Origin of the sequence: Streptomyces sp. NPDC008086, assembly GCF_042957325.1 — a bacterium.
In the GTDB taxonomy this organism is placed as follows: Bacteria; Actinomycetota; Actinomycetes; order Streptomycetales; family Streptomycetaceae; genus Streptomyces.
The window spans coordinates 629,444-649,421 of sequence record NZ_JBIBIA010000002.1; the positions used below are offsets into that span (position 1 = coordinate 629,444).

The 19,978-nt window shown below is 67.9% G+C and carries 19 protein-coding genes; 9 read left to right on the forward strand and 10 right to left on the reverse strand.

What is annotated here, in order from left to right:
• Nucleotides 1–17: 17 nt before the first annotated feature.
• The 6 genes from gyrB to dnaA all read right to left on the reverse strand — a co-directional run bounded on the left by gyrB (nt 18) and on the right by dnaA (nt 9,390).
• Nucleotides 18–2,090 (reverse strand): DNA topoisomerase (ATP-hydrolyzing) subunit B, encoded by a 2,073-nt coding sequence (gene gyrB / locus ACFZBP_RS08800; RefSeq protein WP_383449683.1) that lies wholly within the window; start codon nt 2,088–2,090, stop codon nt 18–20.
• Nucleotides 2,091–2,563: 473 nt separating this feature from the next.
• Nucleotides 2,564–3,112 (reverse strand): DciA family protein, encoded by a 549-nt coding sequence (locus ACFZBP_RS08805; RefSeq protein ID WP_391411210.1) that lies wholly within the window; start codon nt 3,110–3,112, stop codon nt 2,564–2,566.
• On the reverse strand, nt 3,109–4,230 hold the full coding sequence (recF, locus tag ACFZBP_RS08810) for a DNA replication/repair protein RecF (RefSeq protein ID WP_383449681.1): 1,122 nt from the start codon (nt 4,228–4,230) through the stop codon (nt 3,109–3,111). Before recF ends, ACFZBP_RS08805 begins: the two co-directional genes overlap by 4 nt.
• A gap of 162 nt (nt 4,231–4,392) precedes the next feature.
• Entirely contained in the window at nt 4,393–5,268 is an 876-nt protein-coding gene (gnd, locus tag ACFZBP_RS08815; protein ID WP_391411211.1) for a phosphogluconate dehydrogenase (NAD(+)-dependent, decarboxylating), read from the reverse strand.
• Nucleotides 5,269–5,445: 177 nt separating this feature from the next.
• Nucleotides 5,446–6,576 (reverse strand): DNA polymerase III subunit beta, encoded by a 1,131-nt coding sequence (gene dnaN / locus ACFZBP_RS08820; protein WP_217212324.1) that lies wholly within the window; start codon nt 6,574–6,576, stop codon nt 5,446–5,448.
• Between the two features lie 894 nt (nt 6,577–7,470).
• Nucleotides 7,471–9,390, reverse strand: coding sequence for a chromosomal replication initiator protein DnaA (gene dnaA, locus ACFZBP_RS08825; protein WP_383449679.1), 1,920 nt, complete (start codon nt 9,388–9,390; stop codon nt 7,471–7,473).
• A gap of 382 nt (nt 9,391–9,772) precedes the next feature.
• On the opposite strand from dnaA, the gene rpmH reads away from it, so the two are divergent.
• From rpmH to ACFZBP_RS08870, 9 genes are all read left to right on the forward strand, one after another.
• Nucleotides 9,773–9,910, forward strand: coding sequence for a 50S ribosomal protein L34 (gene rpmH, locus ACFZBP_RS08830; protein ID WP_015659252.1), 138 nt, complete (start codon nt 9,773–9,775; stop codon nt 9,908–9,910).
• Nucleotides 9,911–9,931: 21 nt separating this feature from the next.
• Nucleotides 9,932–10,303 carry a ribonuclease P protein component gene (rnpA, locus tag ACFZBP_RS08835; protein WP_383449678.1) on the forward strand — a complete coding sequence of 124 codons (372 nt, stop codon included), beginning with the start codon at nt 9,932–9,934 and terminating at the stop codon, nt 10,301–10,303.
• The gene (gene yidD / locus ACFZBP_RS08840) at nt 10,300–10,653 is read left to right on the forward strand and encodes a membrane protein insertion efficiency factor YidD (protein WP_062721180.1); all 354 of its coding nucleotides are present in this window, start codon (nt 10,300–10,302) and stop codon (nt 10,651–10,653) included. The genes rnpA and yidD overlap by 4 nt, the downstream gene beginning before the upstream one ends.
• Before the next feature lie 3 nt (nt 10,654–10,656).
• Entirely contained in the window at nt 10,657–11,940 is a 1,284-nt protein-coding gene (yidC, locus tag ACFZBP_RS08845; RefSeq protein WP_383449677.1) for a membrane protein insertase YidC, read from the forward strand.
• A 15-nt stretch (nt 11,941–11,955) separates the two neighbouring features.
• Complete coding sequence (locus ACFZBP_RS08850; protein WP_383449676.1) at nt 11,956–12,468, forward strand: protein jag; 513 nt, start codon at nt 11,956–11,958, stop codon at nt 12,466–12,468.
• 122 nt (nt 12,469–12,590) lie between these two features.
• Entirely contained in the window at nt 12,591–13,307 is a 717-nt protein-coding gene (gene rsmG / locus ACFZBP_RS08855) for a 16S rRNA (guanine(527)-N(7))-methyltransferase RsmG (protein ID WP_383449675.1), read from the forward strand.
• Between the two features lie 298 nt (nt 13,308–13,605).
• Nucleotides 13,606–14,679: a ParA family protein gene (locus tag ACFZBP_RS08860; protein ID WP_383449858.1), complete on the forward strand. Its 1,074-nt coding sequence runs from the start codon at nt 13,606–13,608 to the stop codon at nt 14,677–14,679.
• Entirely contained in the window at nt 14,676–15,773 is a 1,098-nt protein-coding gene (locus ACFZBP_RS08865; RefSeq protein ID WP_383449674.1) for a ParB/RepB/Spo0J family partition protein, read from the forward strand. Before ACFZBP_RS08860 ends, ACFZBP_RS08865 begins: the two co-directional genes overlap by 4 nt.
• Before the next feature lie 317 nt (nt 15,774–16,090).
• Nucleotides 16,091–16,708 carry a GNAT family N-acetyltransferase gene (locus ACFZBP_RS08870; RefSeq protein WP_383449673.1) on the forward strand — a complete coding sequence of 206 codons (618 nt, stop codon included), beginning with the start codon at nt 16,091–16,093 and terminating at the stop codon, nt 16,706–16,708.
• A gap of 68 nt (nt 16,709–16,776) precedes the next feature.
• Here the strand turns inward: ACFZBP_RS08870 and trxA are convergent, their stop codons facing one another.
• The 4 genes from trxA to sigM form a co-directional block, all read right to left on the reverse strand.
• On the reverse strand, nt 16,777–17,109 hold the full coding sequence (trxA, locus tag ACFZBP_RS08875) for a thioredoxin (protein ID WP_234761486.1): 333 nt from the start codon (nt 17,107–17,109) through the stop codon (nt 16,777–16,779).
• A gap of 53 nt (nt 17,110–17,162) precedes the next feature.
• On the reverse strand, nt 17,163–18,131 hold the full coding sequence (gene trxB / locus ACFZBP_RS08880) for a thioredoxin-disulfide reductase (RefSeq protein WP_383449672.1): 969 nt from the start codon (nt 18,129–18,131) through the stop codon (nt 17,163–17,165).
• A 169-nt stretch (nt 18,132–18,300) separates the two neighbouring features.
• Complete coding sequence (locus ACFZBP_RS08885) at nt 18,301–19,227, reverse strand: anti-sigma factor family protein (protein WP_391411217.1); 927 nt, start codon at nt 19,225–19,227, stop codon at nt 18,301–18,303.
• Nucleotides 19,224–19,964 carry an RNA polymerase sigma factor SigM gene (gene sigM, locus ACFZBP_RS08890; RefSeq protein WP_391411219.1) on the reverse strand — a complete coding sequence of 247 codons (741 nt, stop codon included), beginning with the start codon at nt 19,962–19,964 and terminating at the stop codon, nt 19,224–19,226. The genes ACFZBP_RS08885 and sigM overlap by 4 nt, the downstream gene beginning before the upstream one ends.
• Nucleotides 19,965–19,978 lie beyond the last annotated feature (14 nt).

The following is a 19,978-nucleotide window of genomic DNA, read 5'->3' on the forward strand; positions in this document are numbered from 1 at the left end:
GGTCAGCTGAGACCGACTCAGATGTCGAGGAAGCGGACGTCCTTGGCGTTGCGCTGGATGAACTGGCGGCGGGCCTCGACGTCCTCGCCCATCAGGACCGAGAACAGGTCGTCGGCCTGGGCGGCGTCGTCGAGGGTGACCTGGCCGAGGACGCGGTGCTCCTGGTCCATGGTCGTCACACGCAGCTCCTCGGCGTTCATCTCGCCGAGACCCTTGAAGCGCTGGATCGAGTCCTCCTTGACGCGCTTGCCGCGCTGACGGCCCATCTCCAGGAGCGCGTCACGCTCGCGGTCGGAGTACGCGTACTCGACCTCGTCGCGACCCCACTTGATCTTGTACAGCGGGGGACGGGACAGGAACACGTGCCCGGCCTCGACCAGCGGCCGCATGAAGCGGAACAGGAAGGTCAGCAGCAGGGTGTTGATGTGCTGGCCGTCGACGTCGGCGTCCGCCATCAGGATGATCTTGTGATAGCGCAGCTTCTCGATGTCGAAGTCCTCGTGCACACCCGTGCCGAAGGCCGAGATCAGCGCCTGGATCTCCTGGTTCTGCAGGATCTTGTCGATCCGCGCCTTCTCGACGTTGAGGATCTTGCCTCGGATCGGGAGGATCGCCTGGTACTCGGGGTTGCGTCCGGACTTGGCGGAGCCGCCGGCGGAGTCACCCTCGACAATGAAGATCTCGCACTTGGTGGGGTCGTTCGACTGGCAGTCGGAGAGCTTGCCCGGCAGGGACGCGGTCTCCAGCAGGCCCTTACGACGCGTCAGGTCACGGGCCTTGCGGGCCGCCACGCGCGCGGTGGCCGCCTGGATGCCCTTGCGGATGATGTCCGCGGCCTCGTTCGGGTTGCGGTCCAGCCAGTCGTTGAGGTGCTCGTAGACGACCTTCTGGACGAACGTCTTCACCTCGGTGTTGCCCAGCTTGGTCTTCGTCTGCCCCTCGAACTGGGGCTCGCTCAGCTTCACCGAGATGATCGCGGTCAGACCCTCGCGGATGTCGTCACCCGTGAGGTTGTCGTCCTTCTCGCGCAGCAGCTTCTTGTCACGCGCGTACTTGTTGATCAGCGAGGTCAGCGCGGCCCGGAAGCCCTCTTCGTGCGTACCGCCCTCATGCGTGTGGATGATGTTCGCGAAGGAGTACACGCCCTCGGTGTAGCTGCTGTTCCACTGCATCGCGACTTCGAGGGAGAGGCTGCGCTCCTTGTCCTCGGCCTCGAGGTCGATGACGGTCGGGTGCACCACGTCCCCCTTGCGGGAGTTGAGGTACTTCACGAAGTCGACGATGCCGCCCTCGTAGTGGTAGTCGACCGACTTGACCTCGGCGCTCTCGTCCGCGCCCGCCTCGTCCGCGCCGGACGTCGCCTTGGCCGACTCCCGCTCGTCGGTGAGTTTGATCCTCAAACCCTTGTTGAGGAACGCCATCTCCTGGAAGCGGCGCGAAAGCGTCTCGAAGGAGTAGTCGGTGGTCTCGAAGATGTCCGGGTCGGCCCAGAAGGTGACCGAGGTGCCGTGCTCGTCCGTGGCCTCGTGCTTGGCCAGCGGGGCGGTCGGAACGCCGAGCTTGTAGTCCTGCGTCCAGCGGTAGCCGTCGGTCTTGACCTCGACGGCCACCTTGGTCGACAGGGCGTTCACGACCGAGACACCCACACCGTGCAGACCACCGGAGACCGCGTAGCCGCCGCCGCCGAACTTTCCGCCCGCGTGCAGCACGGTGAGCACGACCTCGACGGCCGGCTTGCCCTCGGAGGGCACAATGCCGACCGGGATGCCACGGCCGTTGTCCACGACCCGGACCCCGCCGTCGGGGAGGATCGTGACGTCGATGGTGTCCGCGTGGCCCGCCAGCGCCTCGTCGACGGAGTTGTCGACGACCTCCTGCACCAGGTGGTGCAGGCCGCGCTCGCCGGTCGAGCCGATGTACATACCGGGTCGCTTGCGGACCGCGTCCAGGCCCTCGAGGACGGTGATGGCGCTGGCGTCGTACGAGGCGGTTACCTCGCCGTTCGACGAGGCCGCCTCGGCGTCGGTGGACGGGATGTTCTCGTTGGGGTTGCCGGAATCGGCCACGAAGCGCCCTTTCTGGCACAGCACGAGCCAGGCTCGTCGGCGGGTTGCCGGAGCGGCTGCGGCATGTTGCGTTGGTAAGCCTTGATCAGCGTTGCTCAGCTTTTCCCGGACGGTCCCCACGTTTGGGGCGGGATTGGCTTCCAGTCTACCGGTTGCGCCGACAGTGATGGGGGTTTGCCGGTACCTGAGTCCGCATGTGCCGCCCTGAACCCGGCTCGGCCGACTCCCGATATGCGGATGGGGGCTCCAAGAGGCTCAGAGAGCCACTCAGCGCTTCCGGGCGTCAACCCTTGGCTACTTCGGAGTCAGGTCGCGATTCGCAACCGCGTGCGGTGGTACGACGAGCAGGTCGCCGGCCGCGCTCCGGGGCCGGCGGCAACTGCTGATGTGATGTCGGTCACCTGTGGCTGACGAGGCCTCGGGGACTGCTGTGACGGACCCTCGACAAGCCCGACCAGCCCGTCACGGACCGCCCGATCGCGCCCTGCCGGGCACCGTCACCCGTAGGTGTCGCCGGGCCCCGTGCTGCCGGGCGCACGCAGCGGGCCGTACCGACGGGCGGGGCCGCCCGGCCCCTGCACCTTGATCTGCCGCACCGCGCCATGCCCGAGGTCCTCGTTGAGGCGGGCCACCAGGGTCGGGGCGAGCAGCCGCAGGTTCGTCGCCCAGGCCGTCGAGTCGCAGCGCACGACCAGGACCCGCTCGTCCTCGTCGTACTTCTCCGGCACACAGTGCTTGGCGACGTCCTCACCGACGATCTGCGGCCAGCGGCCCATCACACCGCCCACCGCGGCCGGGGCCTCCCAGCCCCGCTCGGTGATCAAGCGGTTAATGGCAGCGCCGAGCGCCAAGGGGTCGCGGCCGTCGGCGCGCGCGCCGGAACGCAGCCCCCCGCGCCGCGCCTGCTTCTTCTGCTGCGCCGCGTCCCCACGCGCGCGTGCCTGTTCCTTCGCCGCCCTGAGCGCCACACGCGCGAGGTCGACGCCGGAAGGCTCCGGGGCCTTCTTGGCGGCGTCCGACGCCTTCTCCGACGGGTTCTCGCTCATACGCGCTCCACCGTCCCCTCGGCCACCGCATACCGCGCCCCGGCCAACACATGTGGCACGTCGTCGTCGACCGCGGCCGTCACCAGCACCTGCTCACCGGGCGCCACCAACTCGGCCAGCCGCTCACGGCGCCGGGCGTCCAGCTCGGCGAAGACATCGTCCAGGACCAGCACCGGCTCGTTGCCCTCGGCCCGCAACAGGTCGTACGAGGCCAGCCGCAGCGCCAGCGCGTACGACCAGGACTCGCCGTGCGAGGCGTAGCCCTTGGCGGGCAGCTGACCGAGTTTGAGAAGCAGATCGTCCCGATGAGGGCCTACGAGGGTGACGCCACGCTCGATCTCCTGCTTACGGGCCTCCGCCAACGCCGCCATCAGCTGCTCGAAGAGGTCCTCGCGCGTGTGCGCCTCGCCGGGAGCCGACGGCTTGTAGTCCAGGGAGACCGGGCCGCCCCCGGGCGCCAGCTGCTCGTACGCCTTGTCGGCCAGTGGCTGGAGCGCGGCGATCAGATCGAGCCGCTGGGCGAGCAGCTCGGCGCCCGCGCGCGCCAAGTGCTGGTCCCACACGTCAAGCGTGGACAGGTCCATGGAACGCCCGCCGTGCCGACGGGCCAGCGCCGCCGACTTCAACAAGGTGTTGCGCTGCTTCAGCACCCGTTCGTAGTCGGAGCGCACGCCGGCCATGCGCGGGGAACGGGCGGTGATCAGCTCGTCCAGGAACCGGCGCCGCTCCCCGGGGTCGCCCTTCACCAGGGCGAGATCCTCCGGCGCGAACAGGACGGTCCGCACGATGCCGAGCACGTCACGAGGCCTGACCTGCGAGGACCGGTTGATACGAGCCCGGTTGGCCCTACCGGGGTTCAGCTCAAGCTCGACCAGCTGCTGCCGCTCGCCCTGGCGCACCTGCGCCCGGATGATCGCCCTGTCGGCGCCCATGCGGACCAGCGGGGCGTCGGAGGCGACACGATGGCTGCCGAGGGTGGCGAGATAGCCGACGGCCTCGACGAGATTGGTCTTGCCCTGACCGTTGGGGCCCACGAAAGCGGTGACGCCCGGGTCGAGCGGAACTTCGACCCGGGCGTACGAGCGGAAGTCGGCCAGCGACAGATGCGTGACGTGCATGGTCGTTCGCCGACCTCCCCCAACGTGTGGTTCAACCTTCCCCAGTTGTGGACAACCGGGCCACTCCCGAGGGTGCCAGGGTGCCATCCCCAGGGTGTGGATTACTTCTTCTCGTTTCCGGCGGTCGTTCCGCCCGCCGTCACCGACGGGCGCTCCCGACGGCTACTTCGCCTCGACCGCGTGACCACCGAACTGGTTCCGCAGCGCCGCGATCATCTTCATCTGCGGAGAGTCGTCCTGACGGGACGCGAACCGCGCGAACAGCGACGCGGTGATCGCCGGCAGCGGCACCGCGTGGTCGATCGCGGCCTCCACAGTCCAGCGTCCCTCACCGGAGTCCTGTGCAAAACCCTTGAGCCTGTCCAGGTGCTCGTCCTCGTCGAGGGCGTTCACCGCGAGGTCCAGCAGCCAGGACCGGATCACCGTGCCCTCCTGCCAGGAGCGGAAGACCTCCCGGACATCCGTCACGGAGTCGACCTTCTCCAGCAGCTCCCAGCCCTCGGCGTAGGCCTGCATCATCGCGTACTCGATGCCGTTGTGGACCATCTTCGCGAAGTGCCCAGCGCCGACCTTGCCGGCGTGCACCGCGCCGAAGTCACCCTCGGGCTTGAGGGCGTCGAAGATCGGCTGCACCTTGGCCACGTTCTCCGTGTCGCCGCCGTACATCAGCGCATAGCCGTTCTCCAGGCCCCAGACTCCCCCGGAGACGCCGCAGTCGACGAACCCGATGCCCTTGGCAGCCAGCTCCTCGGCGTGCCGCTCGTCGTCCGTCCAGCGCGAGTTGCCACCGTCCACGACGACATCACCGGGCTCCAGCAGCTCGGCGAGCTCGTCGATGGTCGACTGGGTCGGGGCACCGGCCGGGACCATCACCCAGACCACGCGCGGCCCGGGAAGCTTGCCCACAAGCTCTTCCAGGCTGTGGACATCTGCGAGGTCCGCGTTGCGGTCGTATCCGACGACGGTGTGGCCCGCGCGGCGTATCCGCTCGCGCATGTTGCCGCCCATCTTGCCGAGGCCGACGAGACCGAGCTCCATCAGTTGTTCCTTAGGTTGCTGTGGCGTGTGGGGCACCTTCGTACCCACGCATGAGCCTAAACCCGGACGCACGCGCACATCCGTGGGCACAGGCGCTCATACGTACGCCCTCACCTGCGGGTTCTCCCACAGGCCGGAGTTCACTTCTCCACCGGCCTGTGGACAACCGTCAGCTGCTCAGCCGCTCAGACGCACCGGCATGATCAGGTACTTGTAGGCCTCGTCCGCCTCCGCGTCCAGCGCCGGCTTGCCGCTGAGCAGCGCCGGCTTCGTGGACGTCGTGAAGGACAGTTGGGCGACCGGGGAGTCGATGGCGCTCAGACCGTCCAGCAGGAAGGTCGGGTTGAAGGCGATCGAGATGTCGTCGCCCTCCAGCTGGGCGTCGACCCTCTCCACAGCCTGTGCGTCGTCGCTGGAACCGGCCTCCAGGATCAGCACACCCTGCTCGAAGCTCAGCCGCACCGGGGTGTTGCGCTCGGCGACCAGGGCCACACGCTTGACGGCCTCCACGAAGGGGGCGGTCTCGATCACGGCGACGGAGTTGAACTCCGTAGGGAACAGCGTGCGGTACTTCGGGAGGTCGCCCTCCAGCAGACGGGTCGTCGTGCGACGCCCGGCGCCCTCGAAACCGATCAGGCCCTCGCCCGCACCTGAGCCGGACAGCGCCAGCGTCACGCTGTCACCGCTGGTGAGCGCCTTGGCGGTGTCCAGGAGCGTCTTGGCGGGCACCAGGGCGACCGCGGAGGCCTCCGGGTTCTCCGGCTTCCACAGGAACTCGCGGACCGCGAAGCGGTAGCGGTCGGTGGACGCCAGCGTCACCGTGTCGCCCTCGATCTCGATGCGCACACCGGTCAGCACGGGCAGCGTGTCGTCACGGCCAGCCGCGATGGCGACCTGGGCGGCCGCGGAGGCGAAGACCTCGCCGGGGACGGTGCCCGTGGCGCTCGGCATCTGCGGCAGCGCCGGGTACTCCTCCACAGGCAGGGTGTGGAGTGTGAACCGCGAGGAACCGCAGACCACGGTCGCCCGTACACCGTCTGTGGAGATCTCCACCGGCCGGTTGGGCAGAGCGCGGCAGATGTCCGCGAGCAGACGGCCGGAGACCAGGACCGTGCCCTCCTCCTCGACCTCCGTCTCCACGGACACCCGTGCCGAGACCTCGTAGTCGAAGCTGGACAGGCTCAGCTGGCCGTCCTCGGCCTTGAGGAGGAGGCCGGCGAGGACAGGCGCCGGCGGACGGGCCGGGAGGCTGCGTGCCGCCCAGGCCACTGCCTCCGCGAGTACGTCGCGTTCCACCCGGATCTTCACTGTTGCCGCCTCCTGCTGTTGCCGGCGCTTCTCGCTCTGCCTGGCCCTCGTCGTCTGTCTCTGTGTCGTCGGCCCCTGTGAGGGGGAGGACACCGGGGACCAGTCTGACGCACGGCACTGACAGTAGGTGCCTCTCGGGGTCAAGTCGTGACGAGGGGCAGCCGGGAGCCGGACGGCGAGTTGTGCACAGGACCCTCTTCGAAACGGATTCCCAGCTCTCTCTAGTTGGGAGTAGTAGTAGGGCCTGTGGATACCGTGGATAACCTCGTTTGCCCAGCTCAGAGCGGAGATTTTGTCCACGGGGCCTGTGGGTGGCGGCGGTGGACAACTCAGGGTTTCTGTGGAGAACGGAAAGTTCTGCACACCCCGTGCACAGGCTGGGGCGAGTTCTCCCCAGTGTCGTCCCCAGCTTTACCCACCTTTCCCACAGCCCAACCCGGCACCTTCGTGTGACGCCTTTCACTCGGGGCGGTGAGATGGCGCGTCGTGTTGCCGAACAGTGGACAGCGGTGTGGAGAAGCTGACAATCGCTGGGGACAACTGACCACAGCCTGTGGGTTGCCAGTGGACAACTTGATGCACAGCCTGTGGATCTTCTGGCTGTCCACAGTCTGTGGAGATCGTTCGTCCACGAATCCACAAGCAGTTGACCTGGTCTGATGTTCTTTCAACAGGCCGCTCTGTGGACACAGTCTGGACAACTTCCCAGTCCCCAGGTTGTGGACGTCAGAAAGTCACCGAATCTGTGGAGAGTGGCCGTAACCCGGCAGTTAATCGAACAGCCGGTGTCCGGACGTTCGGCCGTGACATGACGAAGGGCGCCCCCGGAATCTCCTCCGGAGGCGCCCTCGGCGTCGTACGACGGCTCTTGCGGCCGTTGGTCGGCCGGCTCGGTCAGCCGTTCTTGATGCGGTTGGTCAGCTCGGTGACCTGGTTGTAGATGGAGCGCCGCTCGGCCATCAGATTGCGGATCTTGCGGTCGGCGTGCATGACGGTGGTGTGGTCGCGGCCGCCGAACAGTGCGCCGATCTTGGGCAGGGAGAGGTCCGTGAGCTCGCGACAGAGGTACATGGCGATCTGCCGGGCCGTGACGAGGGCGCGGCCGCGGGAGGTGCCGCACAGGTCCTCGACGGTCAGGCCGAAGTAGTCGGCGGTCGCGCCCATGATGGCCGTGGAGGTGATCTCGGGCGCCGAGTCCTCGCCGCCGGGGATCAGGTCCTTCAGGACGATCTCGGTCAGGCCCAGGTCCACCGGCTGCCGGTTGAGTGACGCGAACGCCGTCACCCGGATCAGCGCGCCCTCCAGCTCGCGGATGTTGCGCGAGATGCGGGAGGCGATGAACTCCAGGACCTCCGGCGGGGCGTTGAGCTGCTCCTGGACCGCCTTCTTGCGGAGGATCGCGATGCGCGTCTCCAGCTCGGGCGGCTGGACGTCGGTGATCAGACCCCACTCGAAACGGTTCCGCAGCCGGTCCTCCAGGGTGACCAGCTGCTTGGGCGGCCGGTCGCTGGAGAGCACGATCTGCTTGTTGGCGTTGTGGAGCGTGTTGAAGGTGTGGAAGAACTCCTCCTGCGTCGACTCCTTGTCCGCGAGGAACTGGATGTCGTCGACGAGCAGGATGTCCATCTCACGGTAGCGCTTGCGGAAGCTGTCGCCCTTGCCGTCGCGGATGGAGTTGATGAACTCGTTGGTGAACTCCTCCGAGCTCACGTAGCGCACGCGTGTGCCCGGGTAGAGGCTGCGCGCGTAGTGCCCGATGGCGTGCAGCAGGTGGGTCTTGCCGAGGCCCGACTCCCCGTAGATGAAGAGGGGGTTGTACGCCTTTGCGGGTGCCTCGGCTACGGCGACGGCGGCCGCGTGGGCGAAGCGGTTGGAGGCGCCGATGACGAAGGTGTCGAAGAGGTACTTCGGGTTCAGTCGTGCGGTGGGCTCGCCGGGGCCGGGGGCCGGTGCGGGCTGCGCGGCCAGGGGGCCGGGGGCGCCGGTGGTCGGCAGGTTCGCGCCTACGGGGCCGCCGCGGTGCACATGGCCGGAGCCGGGGGGCGGGTCGGGCAGGTCGCGGCGCGCGTCGCGGTCGTAGTCGGCGCGCGGCTGGTCGTAGTCGGGCCGCTGCTGCTCGTACTCGGGGCGGTGCTGGTCGTGGTCGGGGCGGTGCTGCTCGTAGTCGGAGCGGTGTCCGTCGTAGGAGGGCCGTTCCATCCGCTGCGGCCGGTAGTCCTGGGTGGGGGCGCCGTAGGAGTCCTGCGGGTAGGGGTCCTGGGACGGCGATGCGTACGGATCCCGCTCCGGGAAGCCGAGTCGCTGCTGCTGCCAGCCGTAGTCGTCCTGGGTCGGGCGGGGCCAGCTGCCGGGGCTGGGCTCGGGGCGCTGGTACTCGCCCGGGTAGGCCGGTCGGGCGGTGGGCAGCGGGTCGTTGGGGGCGCCGTTCCCGCGGTCGTCGGCGCGGTGGCGGCCGTAGCCGTCGTACGCGGGGAGCTCGGGCTCCTCGTAGCGCGGCTGGGGCGGGGTGGGGGGTGCCGGTGGGGCGGGGGGTTCGCCGGCGGAGTCGTCGACGGTGATCGCGATGCGGATCGGGCGGCCGCATTCGCGGCTCAGGGTCTCGCTGACGATGGGGGCCAGACGGCCCTCCAGTACGCCCTTCGCAAATTCGTTCGGTACGGCGAGGAGGGCGGTGTCGGCGACCAGGGCGAGCGGCTGGCAGCGGCGGATCCAGTGTTCGTCCTTGACCTCGACGCCCTGCCCGCGGCCCTCGCCGAGAAGTTGCTCGAGTACTCGTGGCCACACTGCGGCAAGATCGGCAGGTACGTCAGCCACAGGCACGCTCTCTCACGGGTCCCACGAACGTGTGATGGTGGGACGGGTCGGGATTCAAAAGGGGTGGAGCCAGATTCAAGGGGACAAGGGAACGAATCGGAGTTCAGCCACGGTAGTCAGGGCGGTGGGTGCGGTTCAAGTTGTTGTCCCCAGGCTGTGGATAGTGTCTCCCCGTGACCTCTGGTTTGACCGGATGGCGTAGCCGCGCGTACCGTAACCAGGTCGAGTTGTCGATGGCTGCTGCCGCCTGCCTCCGATGGGCACAGATCGCCTCGGGTGATCGGGAAGCGGTGCACTCGGGCGTAACGCGAGCTACTCGTGGGCGCACGGTGACAGCCAGGACGGCACCCGCCAAACACCGATTTCTTTCTGGAGCCCCCGAGTGAGCAAGCGCACCTTCCAGCCGAACAACCGTCGTCGCGCGAAGACCCACGGCTTCCGCCTGCGGATGCGCACCCGCGCCGGCCGCGCGATTCTCGCGAACCGTCGTGCCAAGGGTCGCGCCAGCCTGTCCGCCTGATCCTGATCAGGTCATGACGTCGTGCTGCCCACCGAGAACCGGCTGAGGCGGCGCGAGGACTTCGCGACCGCAGTACGACGAGGTCGTCGGGCAGGCCGCCCGACGCTCGTCGTCCACCTTCGTAGCGGTGCCACGGACCCGCACGCGCCTGGGGAGAGCGCTCCCTCGACGCGTGCGGGTTTCGTCGTAAGCAAGGCTGTGGGCGGCGCGGTCGTACGGAACAAAGTGAAGCGCCGGCTTCGCCATCTGATGCGCGAGCGAGTCGACCAGCTGCCCCCCGGTAGCCTGGTAGTCGTACGAGCGCTGCCCGGTGCGGGTGACGCCGACCATGCACAGCTGGCCCGAGACCTGGATGCCGCTCTGCAGCGGCTCCTGGGAGGGGGCGCGCGATGAAGTACCCACTGCTGGCTCTGATCAAGCTGTACCAGTGGACGATCAGTCCGCTGCTCGGGCCGGTGTGCAAGTACTACCCGTCGTGTTCCCACTACGGCTACACGGCGATCGACCGGCACGGTGCGATCAAGGGCACGGCGCTCACCGCCTGGCGCATCCTGCGGTGCAATCCGTGGTCGCTGGGTGGTGTGGACCATGTCCCGCCACGCAAGCGCCCGCGGTGGCACGAGATGCTGCGGGGCGCTTGGCGCGCACGCAAGGGCGGGCCCTCCGCCGCCGAAACGGCCACCGAAGAGAATGCTTCTTCGAGCCCGGCCGCAGAGACCTCGCCCCATGCCCAAGGAGCATGATTAGTGGACACGATTGCCAGCCTCTTCAGCTTCATCACGACACCCGTCTCATGGGTCATCGTCCAGTTCCACAAGGTGTACGGCGCCATCTTCGGCGCTGACACCGGGTGGGCCTGGGGCTTGTCCATCGTGTCCCTGGTGATTCTGATTCGTATCTGCCTGATCCCGCTCTTCGTGAAGCAGATCAAGGCGACCCGGGCCATGCAGACGCTCCAGCCCGAGATGAAGAAGATCCAGGAGCGCTACAAGAACGACAAGCAGCGTCAGTCCGAAGAGATGATGAAGCTGTACAAGGAGACGGGTACCAACCCGCTCTCCTCGTGCCTTCCCATCCTGGCGCAGTCGCCGTTCTTCTTCGCCCTGTACCACGTGCTCAACAGCATCGCGAACAACGACACCATCGGTGTCATCAACCAGAGCCTGCTGGAGAGCGCTCAGAAGGCGCACATCTTCGGGGCCCCGCTGGCCGCGAAGTTCACCGACAGCGCCTCCGACGTCGCGGCGCTCGACGCCTCGCTGACCACGGTCCGGATCGTCACCGCGGTCATGATCGTCCTGATGTCGGCTTCGCAGTTCTACACGCAGCGTCAGCTGATGACGAAGAACGTCGACACCACGGTGAAGACGCCGTTCATGCAGCAGCAGAAGATGCTGATGTACGTCTTCCCGGTCATGTTCGCCGTCTTCGGCATCAACTTCCCGGTCGGTGTCCTCGTCTACTGGCTGACCACCAACGTGTGGACCATGGGTCAGCAGATGTACGTCATCCGCAACAACCCGACGCCAGGTTCCAAGGCCCAGGCCGCGTACCTGGAGCGTCTCACCAAGCACGTCACGCAGCACGGCAAGGCCCGCAAGCGCAGCGAGCGCGTCATCATCAAGGCGATCGTCGCCAAGGGCCGTGACCGCAACGATCACGAGCGCAAGTTCATCAACGGCCTGAGCAAGGCGGGTCTCGCGGCGCAGGCGGACGGCAGTGTGGTGAAGAGCGAGGGCTCTGTCGCCACCTTGACCGAGGACGGTACGCCGACCACGGCTGGTGTTCCCAAGCGTCAGCAGCCGAAGCGGCAGAGCAAGTCCCAGCGTCAGTCCGGCGCTGCGAAGCAGGCCGGTGAGCCGACCACCTCGCTTCAGAAGTCCGACGAGCCCGAGGACGCCAAGCCCGACGCCGCGAAGCCCGATGCCGCCAAGAAGGGCGCACAGAAGCCCGGCGGCACCCGCAGCAAGGCCCAGTCCGGGCAGCGCAAGGGCGGCCCGCAGCGCCCCAAGTCCCCGTCCAAGAAGTAAGAAGGAGCCCATCCCGTGACGGAAGGCACCACCTCCGCCGCTGCCGAGGGTGCAGACACCCTGACCCGCCTGGAGCAGGAGGGCGAGATCGCGGCGGACTACCTCGAGGGTCTGCTCGACATCGCCGATCTCGACGGCGACATCGACATGGACGTCGAGGCCGACCGCGCCGCTGTCTCGATCATCAGCGACGCGAGCAGCCGAGACCTGCAGAAGCTGGTCGGGCGTGACGGCGAGGTGCTGGAGGCACTCCAGGAGCTCACGCGCCTGGCCGTACACCGGGAGACCGGGGACCGCAGCCGGCTGATGCTGGACATCGCGGGCTACCGGGCCAAGAAGCGTGCCGAGCTCTCCGAGCTGGGCGCCAAGGCCGCCGCCGAGGTCAAGAGCACGGGCGAGCCCGTGAAGCTGAAGCCGATGACGCCGTTCGAGCGCAAGGTCGTGCACGACGCGATCAAGTCCGCGGGCCTGCGCAGCGAGTCCGAGGGCGAGGAACCGCAGAGGTTCGTCGTCGTTCTCCCGGCCTGATCGGCCCGTTCGTTCCTCCGGCCCCGTCTGCCCGCAGGCGGGGCCGAACTTTGTCAGCCTGATAGTTCTGGTGGTTCTGGTGTCGGCGCTCGGAGCGCCGGCGGTACGGAAGGACGGTCCCCGTGACGGAGGCAGCGGAGCTTCCCCCTGCGCCCGAGCAGGCACGTGAGGTGTTCGGTGATCGCTTCACTGATGCGGTCCGCTACGCCGAACTGCTCGCCGAGGCGGGTGTGCAGCGTGGTCTGATCGGCCCACGCGAGGTGCCCCGTCTGTGGGAGCGGCATCTGCTGAACTGCGCGGTGCTCTCCGAGGTCGTGCCCGAGAACGTGACGGTGTGCGATGTCGGCTCGGGCGCGGGCCTGCCCGGCATCCCTCTGGCTCTGGTCCGGGAGGACCTGAAGATCACGCTGCTGGAGCCCCTGCTGCGGCGTACGAACTTCCTGACGGAGGTCGTGGAGCTGCTGGGCCTGGACCATGTGACGGTCGTCCGTGGGCGTGCCGAAGAGGTCATGGGGAAGGTGCCGCCGGTGCATGTGGTGACCGCACGTGCGGTGGCCCCGCTGGACCGGCTCGCCACCTGGGGCATCCCGCTGCTGCGCCCGTACGGCGAGATGCTCGCCCTCAAGGGCGACACTGCCGAGGAGGAGCTGAAGAGCGCGTCGACCGCCCTGAGCAAGCTCGGTGCGGTGGAGACGTCGATCCTGCATGTGGGTGACGGCGTCGTGGATCCCCTGTCGACGGTCGTGCGGGTCGAGGTCGGGGAGAGCCCGGGCGGTGTGCGGTTCGCCGCGAAGCGGGCCAAGGCCGCGAGGACAGGACGGGCACGTCGTCGACGCTGATCCGTCCTGACGACGAGACGTACTCCACACAAGCTGGCAAACCTACCCATGCCGGAGTGTCGCGGCAGATCGGCGACGGCGGCTGTGCATCGTGTTTCACGTGAAACGTCGCTCACTGCTGCACGGCATCATCAGTCGTGGCCGCGCCGCGGCCGAACCTCGGGACCGAAAGCCCCTCGGTTCTCTCGGAGAGGGTGCTTCTGACGACACTCCGTCCCCCTTGAGGGGCACGGAGTTGTCCACAGAGGTGGATTTCTCCACAGAACACCAGGCCTCACTGGTTCACGACCCCGAAGGCATGGGAGGCTCTGTTCATTGCGAGCCTGAAGTCGAGGAGAGTGAATCCTTGCGGTCCGACGCCAACATCGCGGGACCGATGACCGATCCGGTCCCCGGTCCCCGTACCGAGTCGATGGGGGAGGATGTTTCACGTGAAACACCGCCCCCGATGGACGACACTCCCATCGGTCGTGCTGCCCAACTGGCGGTGGAGGCTCTGGGCCGCGCCGGCGAAGGCCTGCCGCGGCCCGAGCAGACCCGCGTCATGGTGGTCGCCAACCAGAAGGGGGGCGTGGGCAAGACGACGACGACCGTCAACCTTGCCGCGTCACTGGCCCTTCATGGTGGCCGCGTGCTGGTCATCGACCTCGACCCGCAGGGCAACGCGTCCACTGCCCTGGGCATCGATCATCACGCCGAAGTTCCTTCCATCTACGACGTGTTGGTCGAGAGCAAGCCGCTCGCGGAAGTCGTCCAGCCAGTCCCTGATGTCGAGGGTCTCTTCTGCGCCCCTGCCACGATCGATCTCGCCGGTGCGGAGATCGAGCTGGTGTCTCTGGTGGCGCGCGAGAGTCGACTCCAGCGGGCGATTCAGGCTTATGAGCAGCCGCTGGACTACGTCCTCATCGACTGCCCTCCCTCGCTCGGTCTGCTGACGGTCAATGCGCTGGTGGCCGGGCAGGAGGTCCTGATCCCGATCCAGTGTGAGTACTACGCGCTGGAGGGCCTGGGCCAGCTGCTGCGGAACGTCGACCTGGTCCGGGGGCACCTCAACCCCGTTCTGCACGTCTCGACGATCCTGCTCACCATGTACGACGGTCGGACGCGGCTCGCGTCCCAGGTTGCGGACGAGGTTCGTACTCACTTCGGCGACGAGGTGCTACGGACGAGCATTCCCCGCTCGGTCCGTATCTCCGAGGCACCGAGCTACGGGCAGACGGTGCTGACCTACGATCCGGGATCGAGCGGTGCCCTGTCGTATCTTGAGGCGGCACGAGAAATCGCGCTGAAGGGTGTGGGCGTCAGTTACGACCCGACGCACGCCCACTTCGGCGCCCAGAGCAATCCGAGCATGGCGGAGGGGATCCAGTGAGCGAGCGACGGAGGGGGTTGGGCCGTGGTCTCGGCGCACTGATCCCTGCAGCACCGACGGAGAAGACGGTGCCGCCTGCTGCGGTGGGAGGGGCTGTTTCCCCGTCCCCGACTGCCGTTCCGGTGCTCAGTGAGCGCGGGGTGGCCGCGGCCAAGGTGGCCACGCTGCCGCCTGTTTCACATGAAACCGAGGAGTCGGCACCTCACAGTGTCGTGGAGACGCCCGCACCTCCCATGGGCGCTCACTTCGCGGAGATCCCCCTTGAGGCGATCACGCCGAACCCGCGGCAGCCGCGTGAGGTCTTCGACGAGGATGCGCTGCAGGAACTGGTCACCTCCATCCAGGAGGTCGGCCTTCTCCAGCCGATCGTCGTACGGCAGATCGGCCCGGCGCGCTACGAGCTCATCATGGGCGAGCGGCGTTGGCGGGCCTGCCGTGAGGCCGGCCTGGAGGCTATCCCGGCGATCGTGCGGGCCACGGACGACGAGAAGCTTCTTCTGGACGCCCTCCTGGAGAACCTGCACCGGGCTCAGCTGAATCCGATCGAAGAGGCGGCTGCCTACGATCAGCTCCTGAAGGACTTCAACTGCACGCACGACCAGTTGGCGGACCGCATCGGCCGTTCACGCCCGCAGGTCTCCAACACCCTGCGTCTGCTGAAGCTCTCGCCCAAGGTCCAGAACCGGGTGGCCGCCGGAGTCCTCTCCGCCGGGCATGCGCGGGCGCTCCTCTCCGTCGAGGATCCGGAGGAGCAGGAGCGGCTGGCCTACCGGGTGGTCGCCGAGGGACTCTCGGTCCGCTCTGTCGAAGAGATCGTGACCCTGATGGGGTCCCGCCCGCAGAAGACTCAGCGCTCCAAGGGGCCGCGGGCCGGATCCGTGCCCTCCCCGGCGCTGTCCGACCTCGCGACTCGTCTCTCGGACCGCTTCGAGACGCGGGTGAAGGTCGAACTGGGTCAGAAGAAGGGCAAGATCACCGTGGAGTTCGCTTCCCCGGACGACCTTGAGCGGATCCTCAGTACGCTCGCTCCGGGCGAGAAGCTGGCTCTTCAGAAGAGCCTCTTGGACGGTGACGCGGACGACACCGAGCTCTGAGCTCGGCCGGCCGGGGCTCCGCCCCGCTACCTGGGCGGGCCGTGTCCGGTGTGTACCGGAACACGGCCCGCACTTTGCTTTCTGGCGGTATCGAGGGAATCGCTTCGTGGATACGATGCGTTCGGGTATGGCGCATCCACCTGGCAAGACCTCTTAGGGGAGGCGGGGTCCATGCGAACGGTGAGCCGCACCGGACTGGTGAGCGCGGGTCTTGGGCTGGGCGCGGTCGGCGGGTTCGTCGGCAGCCTGCTCAGGGAACGAAGCGCCCTGACAGCCGCTCGCGATGCCGCGGGCGAAGGAAGCGAGGAACAGCCTTCATGGGGCGTCGGCTCGTACCGCTCACGCTGGACAACCTTCCGGACCTTCCCAAGCGCTGCCGTGCGTGTGTCTTCTGGGAGTTGGACCCGGTCAGCGGTGAAGCCGCGGTAAAGGCCGGCACCGCCGCCCTGGAGAAGGAAGCCTGGATCTCCGCCGTCCTGCTGGACTGGGGATCCTGCGGTCGGGTCGTCTACGTCGATGACGTGCCCGTGGGGTTTGTGCTCTACGCCCCGCCGGCTTACGTGCCCCGCGCGACGGCGTTTCCCACGAGCCCCGTGTCGCCGGACGCGGTGCAGTTGATGACCGCGTTCATCATGCCCGGCTATCAGGGGCAGGGACTGGGGCGGGTGATGGTCCAGACGGTCGCCAAGGATCTGCTGCGGAGAGGCTTCAAGGCGATCGAGGCGTTCGGGGACGCGCGCTGGAGGGAACCGGCTTGTGTCCTGCCTGCCGACCATCTCCTGGCCGTGGGGTTCAAGACAGTGCGTCCTCATCCGACCTTCCCGCGTCTGCGGCTGGAACTACGGACGACACTGTCGTGGAAGGAAGACGTGGAGATGGCCATCGACCGGTTGCTGGGGGCCGTGCAGAAGGAACCGGCGTTGAGGCCGCTCTAGAAGCCGTCTCTGGAAAAGCGAATGGGCCAGCCCTCTCGGGTTGGCCCATTCGTGTTTCACGTGAAACGTCACTCGGCGATGAAGTCCTCGAGGTCGCGGACGATCGCTGCCTTCGGCTTCGCGCCGACGATGGTCTTGGCGACCTCGCCGTTCTGGTAGACGTTCAGCGTCGGGATGGACATGACGCCGTACTTGGCGGCCGTACCCGGGTTCTCGTCGATGTTCAGCTTGACGATCTCGATCTTGTCGCCGTACTCGGAGGCGATGGCCTCGAGCGAAGGCGCGATCTGGCGGCAGGGTCCGCACCAGGCGGCCCAGAAGTCCACCAGGACGGGCTTGTCGCTCTTGAGGACGTCCTGCTCGAAGGAGTCGTCGGTCACGTTCTTCAGGGTGCCGGCCACGGCGGGCTCCTTAACTGTGTGGTGCGTGGGGCGGATGGGAGTAAGGCGGCGGGTCAGACAGCGGTCTTCTCGGGCTCGGCCTGCTCCTCGTCCGCGAGGGCGGCGAGGAAGCGCTCGGCGTCGAGAGCGGCGGAGCAGCCGGTACCGGCCGCGGTGATCGCCTGGCGGTAGGTGTGGTCGACCACGTCGCCGGCGCCGAAGACACCGGTCAGGTTGGTGCGGGTGGAGGGGGCGGCGACCTTGAGGTAGCCCTCCTCGTCCAGCTCCAGTTGGCCCTTGAACAGCTCGGTGCGCGGGTCGTGGCCGATCGCGATGAACAGGCCGGTGACCGCCAGCTCCGAGAGTTCCCCGGTCTTGATGTTGCGCAGCTTCAGGCCGGCGAGCTTCTGGTCGCCCTGGACCTCGGCGACCTCGCTGTCCCACACGAACTTGATCTTCGGGTCGGCGAAGGCACGGTCCTGCATCGCCTTCGAGGCGCGCAGGGTGTCACGCCGGTGGACGATGGTCACCGACTTGGCGAAGCGCGAGAGGAAGGTGGCCTCCTCCATCGCGGTGTCGCCGCCGCCGATCACGGCGATGTCCTGGTCCTTGAAGAAGAAGCCGTCGCAGGTCGCGCACCAGGAGACGCCGCGTCCGGAGAGGGCGTCCTCGTTCGGCAGGCCGAGCTTGCGGTGCTGCGAGCCGGTGGCGACGATGACGGCCTTGGCCCGGTGGACCGTGCCCGCGGTGTCCGTGACGGTCTTGATCTCACCGCTCAGGTCGACGTTGACGATGTCGTCCGGGACGAGTTCGGCTCCGAAGCGCTCGGCCTGGGAGCGCATGTTGTCCATGAGCTCGGGGCCCATGATGCCGTCCTGGAAGCCCGGGAAGTTCTCGACCTCGGTCGTGTTCATGAGCGCACCGCCGGCGGTGACGGCCCCCTCGAACACGAGCGGCTTCAGCGACGCGCGCGCGGTGTAGAGCGCCGCCGTGTAGCCGGCGGGCCCGGAGCCGATGATGATCACGTTACGGACGTCGCTCACGGCTTGATTCCTCGTCTCTGGACTGCGTCGTCGGACCGGGGAGAGCCCCTTTCAGAACTCTCATCCCACCCAACGGATCCTAAGGGGCGCGCATTCCCACTGTGTCCGGGCACACGGTGACGCCACACGGTAGGGGTCGCCAGTCAGATGGAGGCGAACCGCCGGGTTCTCAGGAACGCGCGTAGGACTCCTGGAGAAGGACCTTGGCCTTGGTGGAGGACGGGTTCTTCACACAGGTCGCGTCCATCACATAGACCGTGACCCGACTGTCGTTGGTCGCATGCGGCAACACGACGAGCAGAGCGTCCTTGCCCTTGTAGACGCCTTCCTCAGCGGCGAGTGCCGCGTCGTCGCGGCCGATGCCCTTCCTGACGCATTCGGGCACCGTGATCTCACGCAGGATCTGAGGGCTCTGCGTGTCGGGTCCGCCTTGCGTGCCCAGACTGCGGTCCGGCTTGTGGGGGCCCGCGGTAGCGCTCTCGTTCTTGGCGAGGAGATCGGCGACCTGTGTCTCCAGCCTCGCTGCGGAGAACGTGTCGGTGGCGGTCTGCCCCCCGTCGGCCGTGGGACCGGCTCCTCCGCCGCCCATCAGCGAGGTCAGCAACACCGAACCGAGGCCCAAGGCTGCGGCCGTGAACGCGGCGCTGAGGACGGCGACCTTGCGTCGCCCTGCCTTCTTGCGGTTCTTGCGGCCGGGACCGGTGGTCGCGGAGCGGGCGTGGCCGGCCGGACGGTCTGCCGGGCTCGATGTTTCACGTGAAACATGTGCACTCTCGTGTGCACCGGGGACCGGGCGGATCTCGTCGGCGTGGCTTGTCGCTTCGGCGTCATCGGGTGCCGTGGCGTTCAGGAGTGCCTCTGCGGCGAGAGCGGCGTCGATGCGGCCGGCGACATCCGCGGGCATACGCGGAGGGCCGGGCACGGTGCCGAGCAGGTTCCGGATCTCCTCCAGCGAGGCGTGGACGTCCGCGCACAGCTCGCACTGCTCCAGGTGCCGTCGTACGTCGGCAGTCCTGGACGGGGACAGAAGGCCCTCGGTGAGGTCGGAGATCTCGGCGACGTCCGGGTGCCCGGCCGTGTCCGTCGTGGATGTCACGCTCGCCCACCTCCGCCCTTCACTGCAGCTGAATCACTCGGCCCGGTATCTCGCGGATCCGTCGCCGGTGGCTTGGTGGCCTGTGGACCCGCTGCCGGTGGGACGGATGTCCCCTGCGTCCGGTTCCGCCTTTCACTCGCGTCCTTGCCGCCGCTGGGGCCTTCCGGCCTCAGATGTGTGAGAAGGGGCAGGAGTCTGGCTCTGCCGCGTGCGCATCGGCTCTTGATCGTGCCGGTCGGCACATCGAGTACGCGGGCCGCTTCCGCGACCGGGTAGCCCTGCATGTCCACCAGGACGAGCGCCGCGCGCTGGTCCGGCGGCAGGGTGCCGAGGGCCTCCAGGAGCTGGCGGTGCAGATCGTTGCGCTCTGCCGGGGCCGATGCCTCCTCGTGGGGCTCCAGCAACTGCTCCAGGCGTTCGGTGTCGTCCACGGGGGAGGTCTTGCGGGAGGCCGCCTTGCGCGCGCGGTCCAGACAGGCGTTCACGGTGATCCGGTGCAGCCACGTCGTGACGGCCGAGTGGCCCCTGAACGTGTGGGCGGCCCGGTAGGCGGAAACGAGGGCGTCCTGAACGGCGTCAGCGGCCTCCTCGCGGTCGCCGAGCGTCCGCAGCGCCACCGCCCAGAGCCGGTCACGGTGCCGCCGCACGAGCTCGCCGAAGGCGTCGGGGTCGCCCTTCACGTGGAGGGCCAGGAGATCCTGGTCGCTCACGTCGCGGTGAGCGGCGCCATCTGCCATCGGACCCCCTCCCC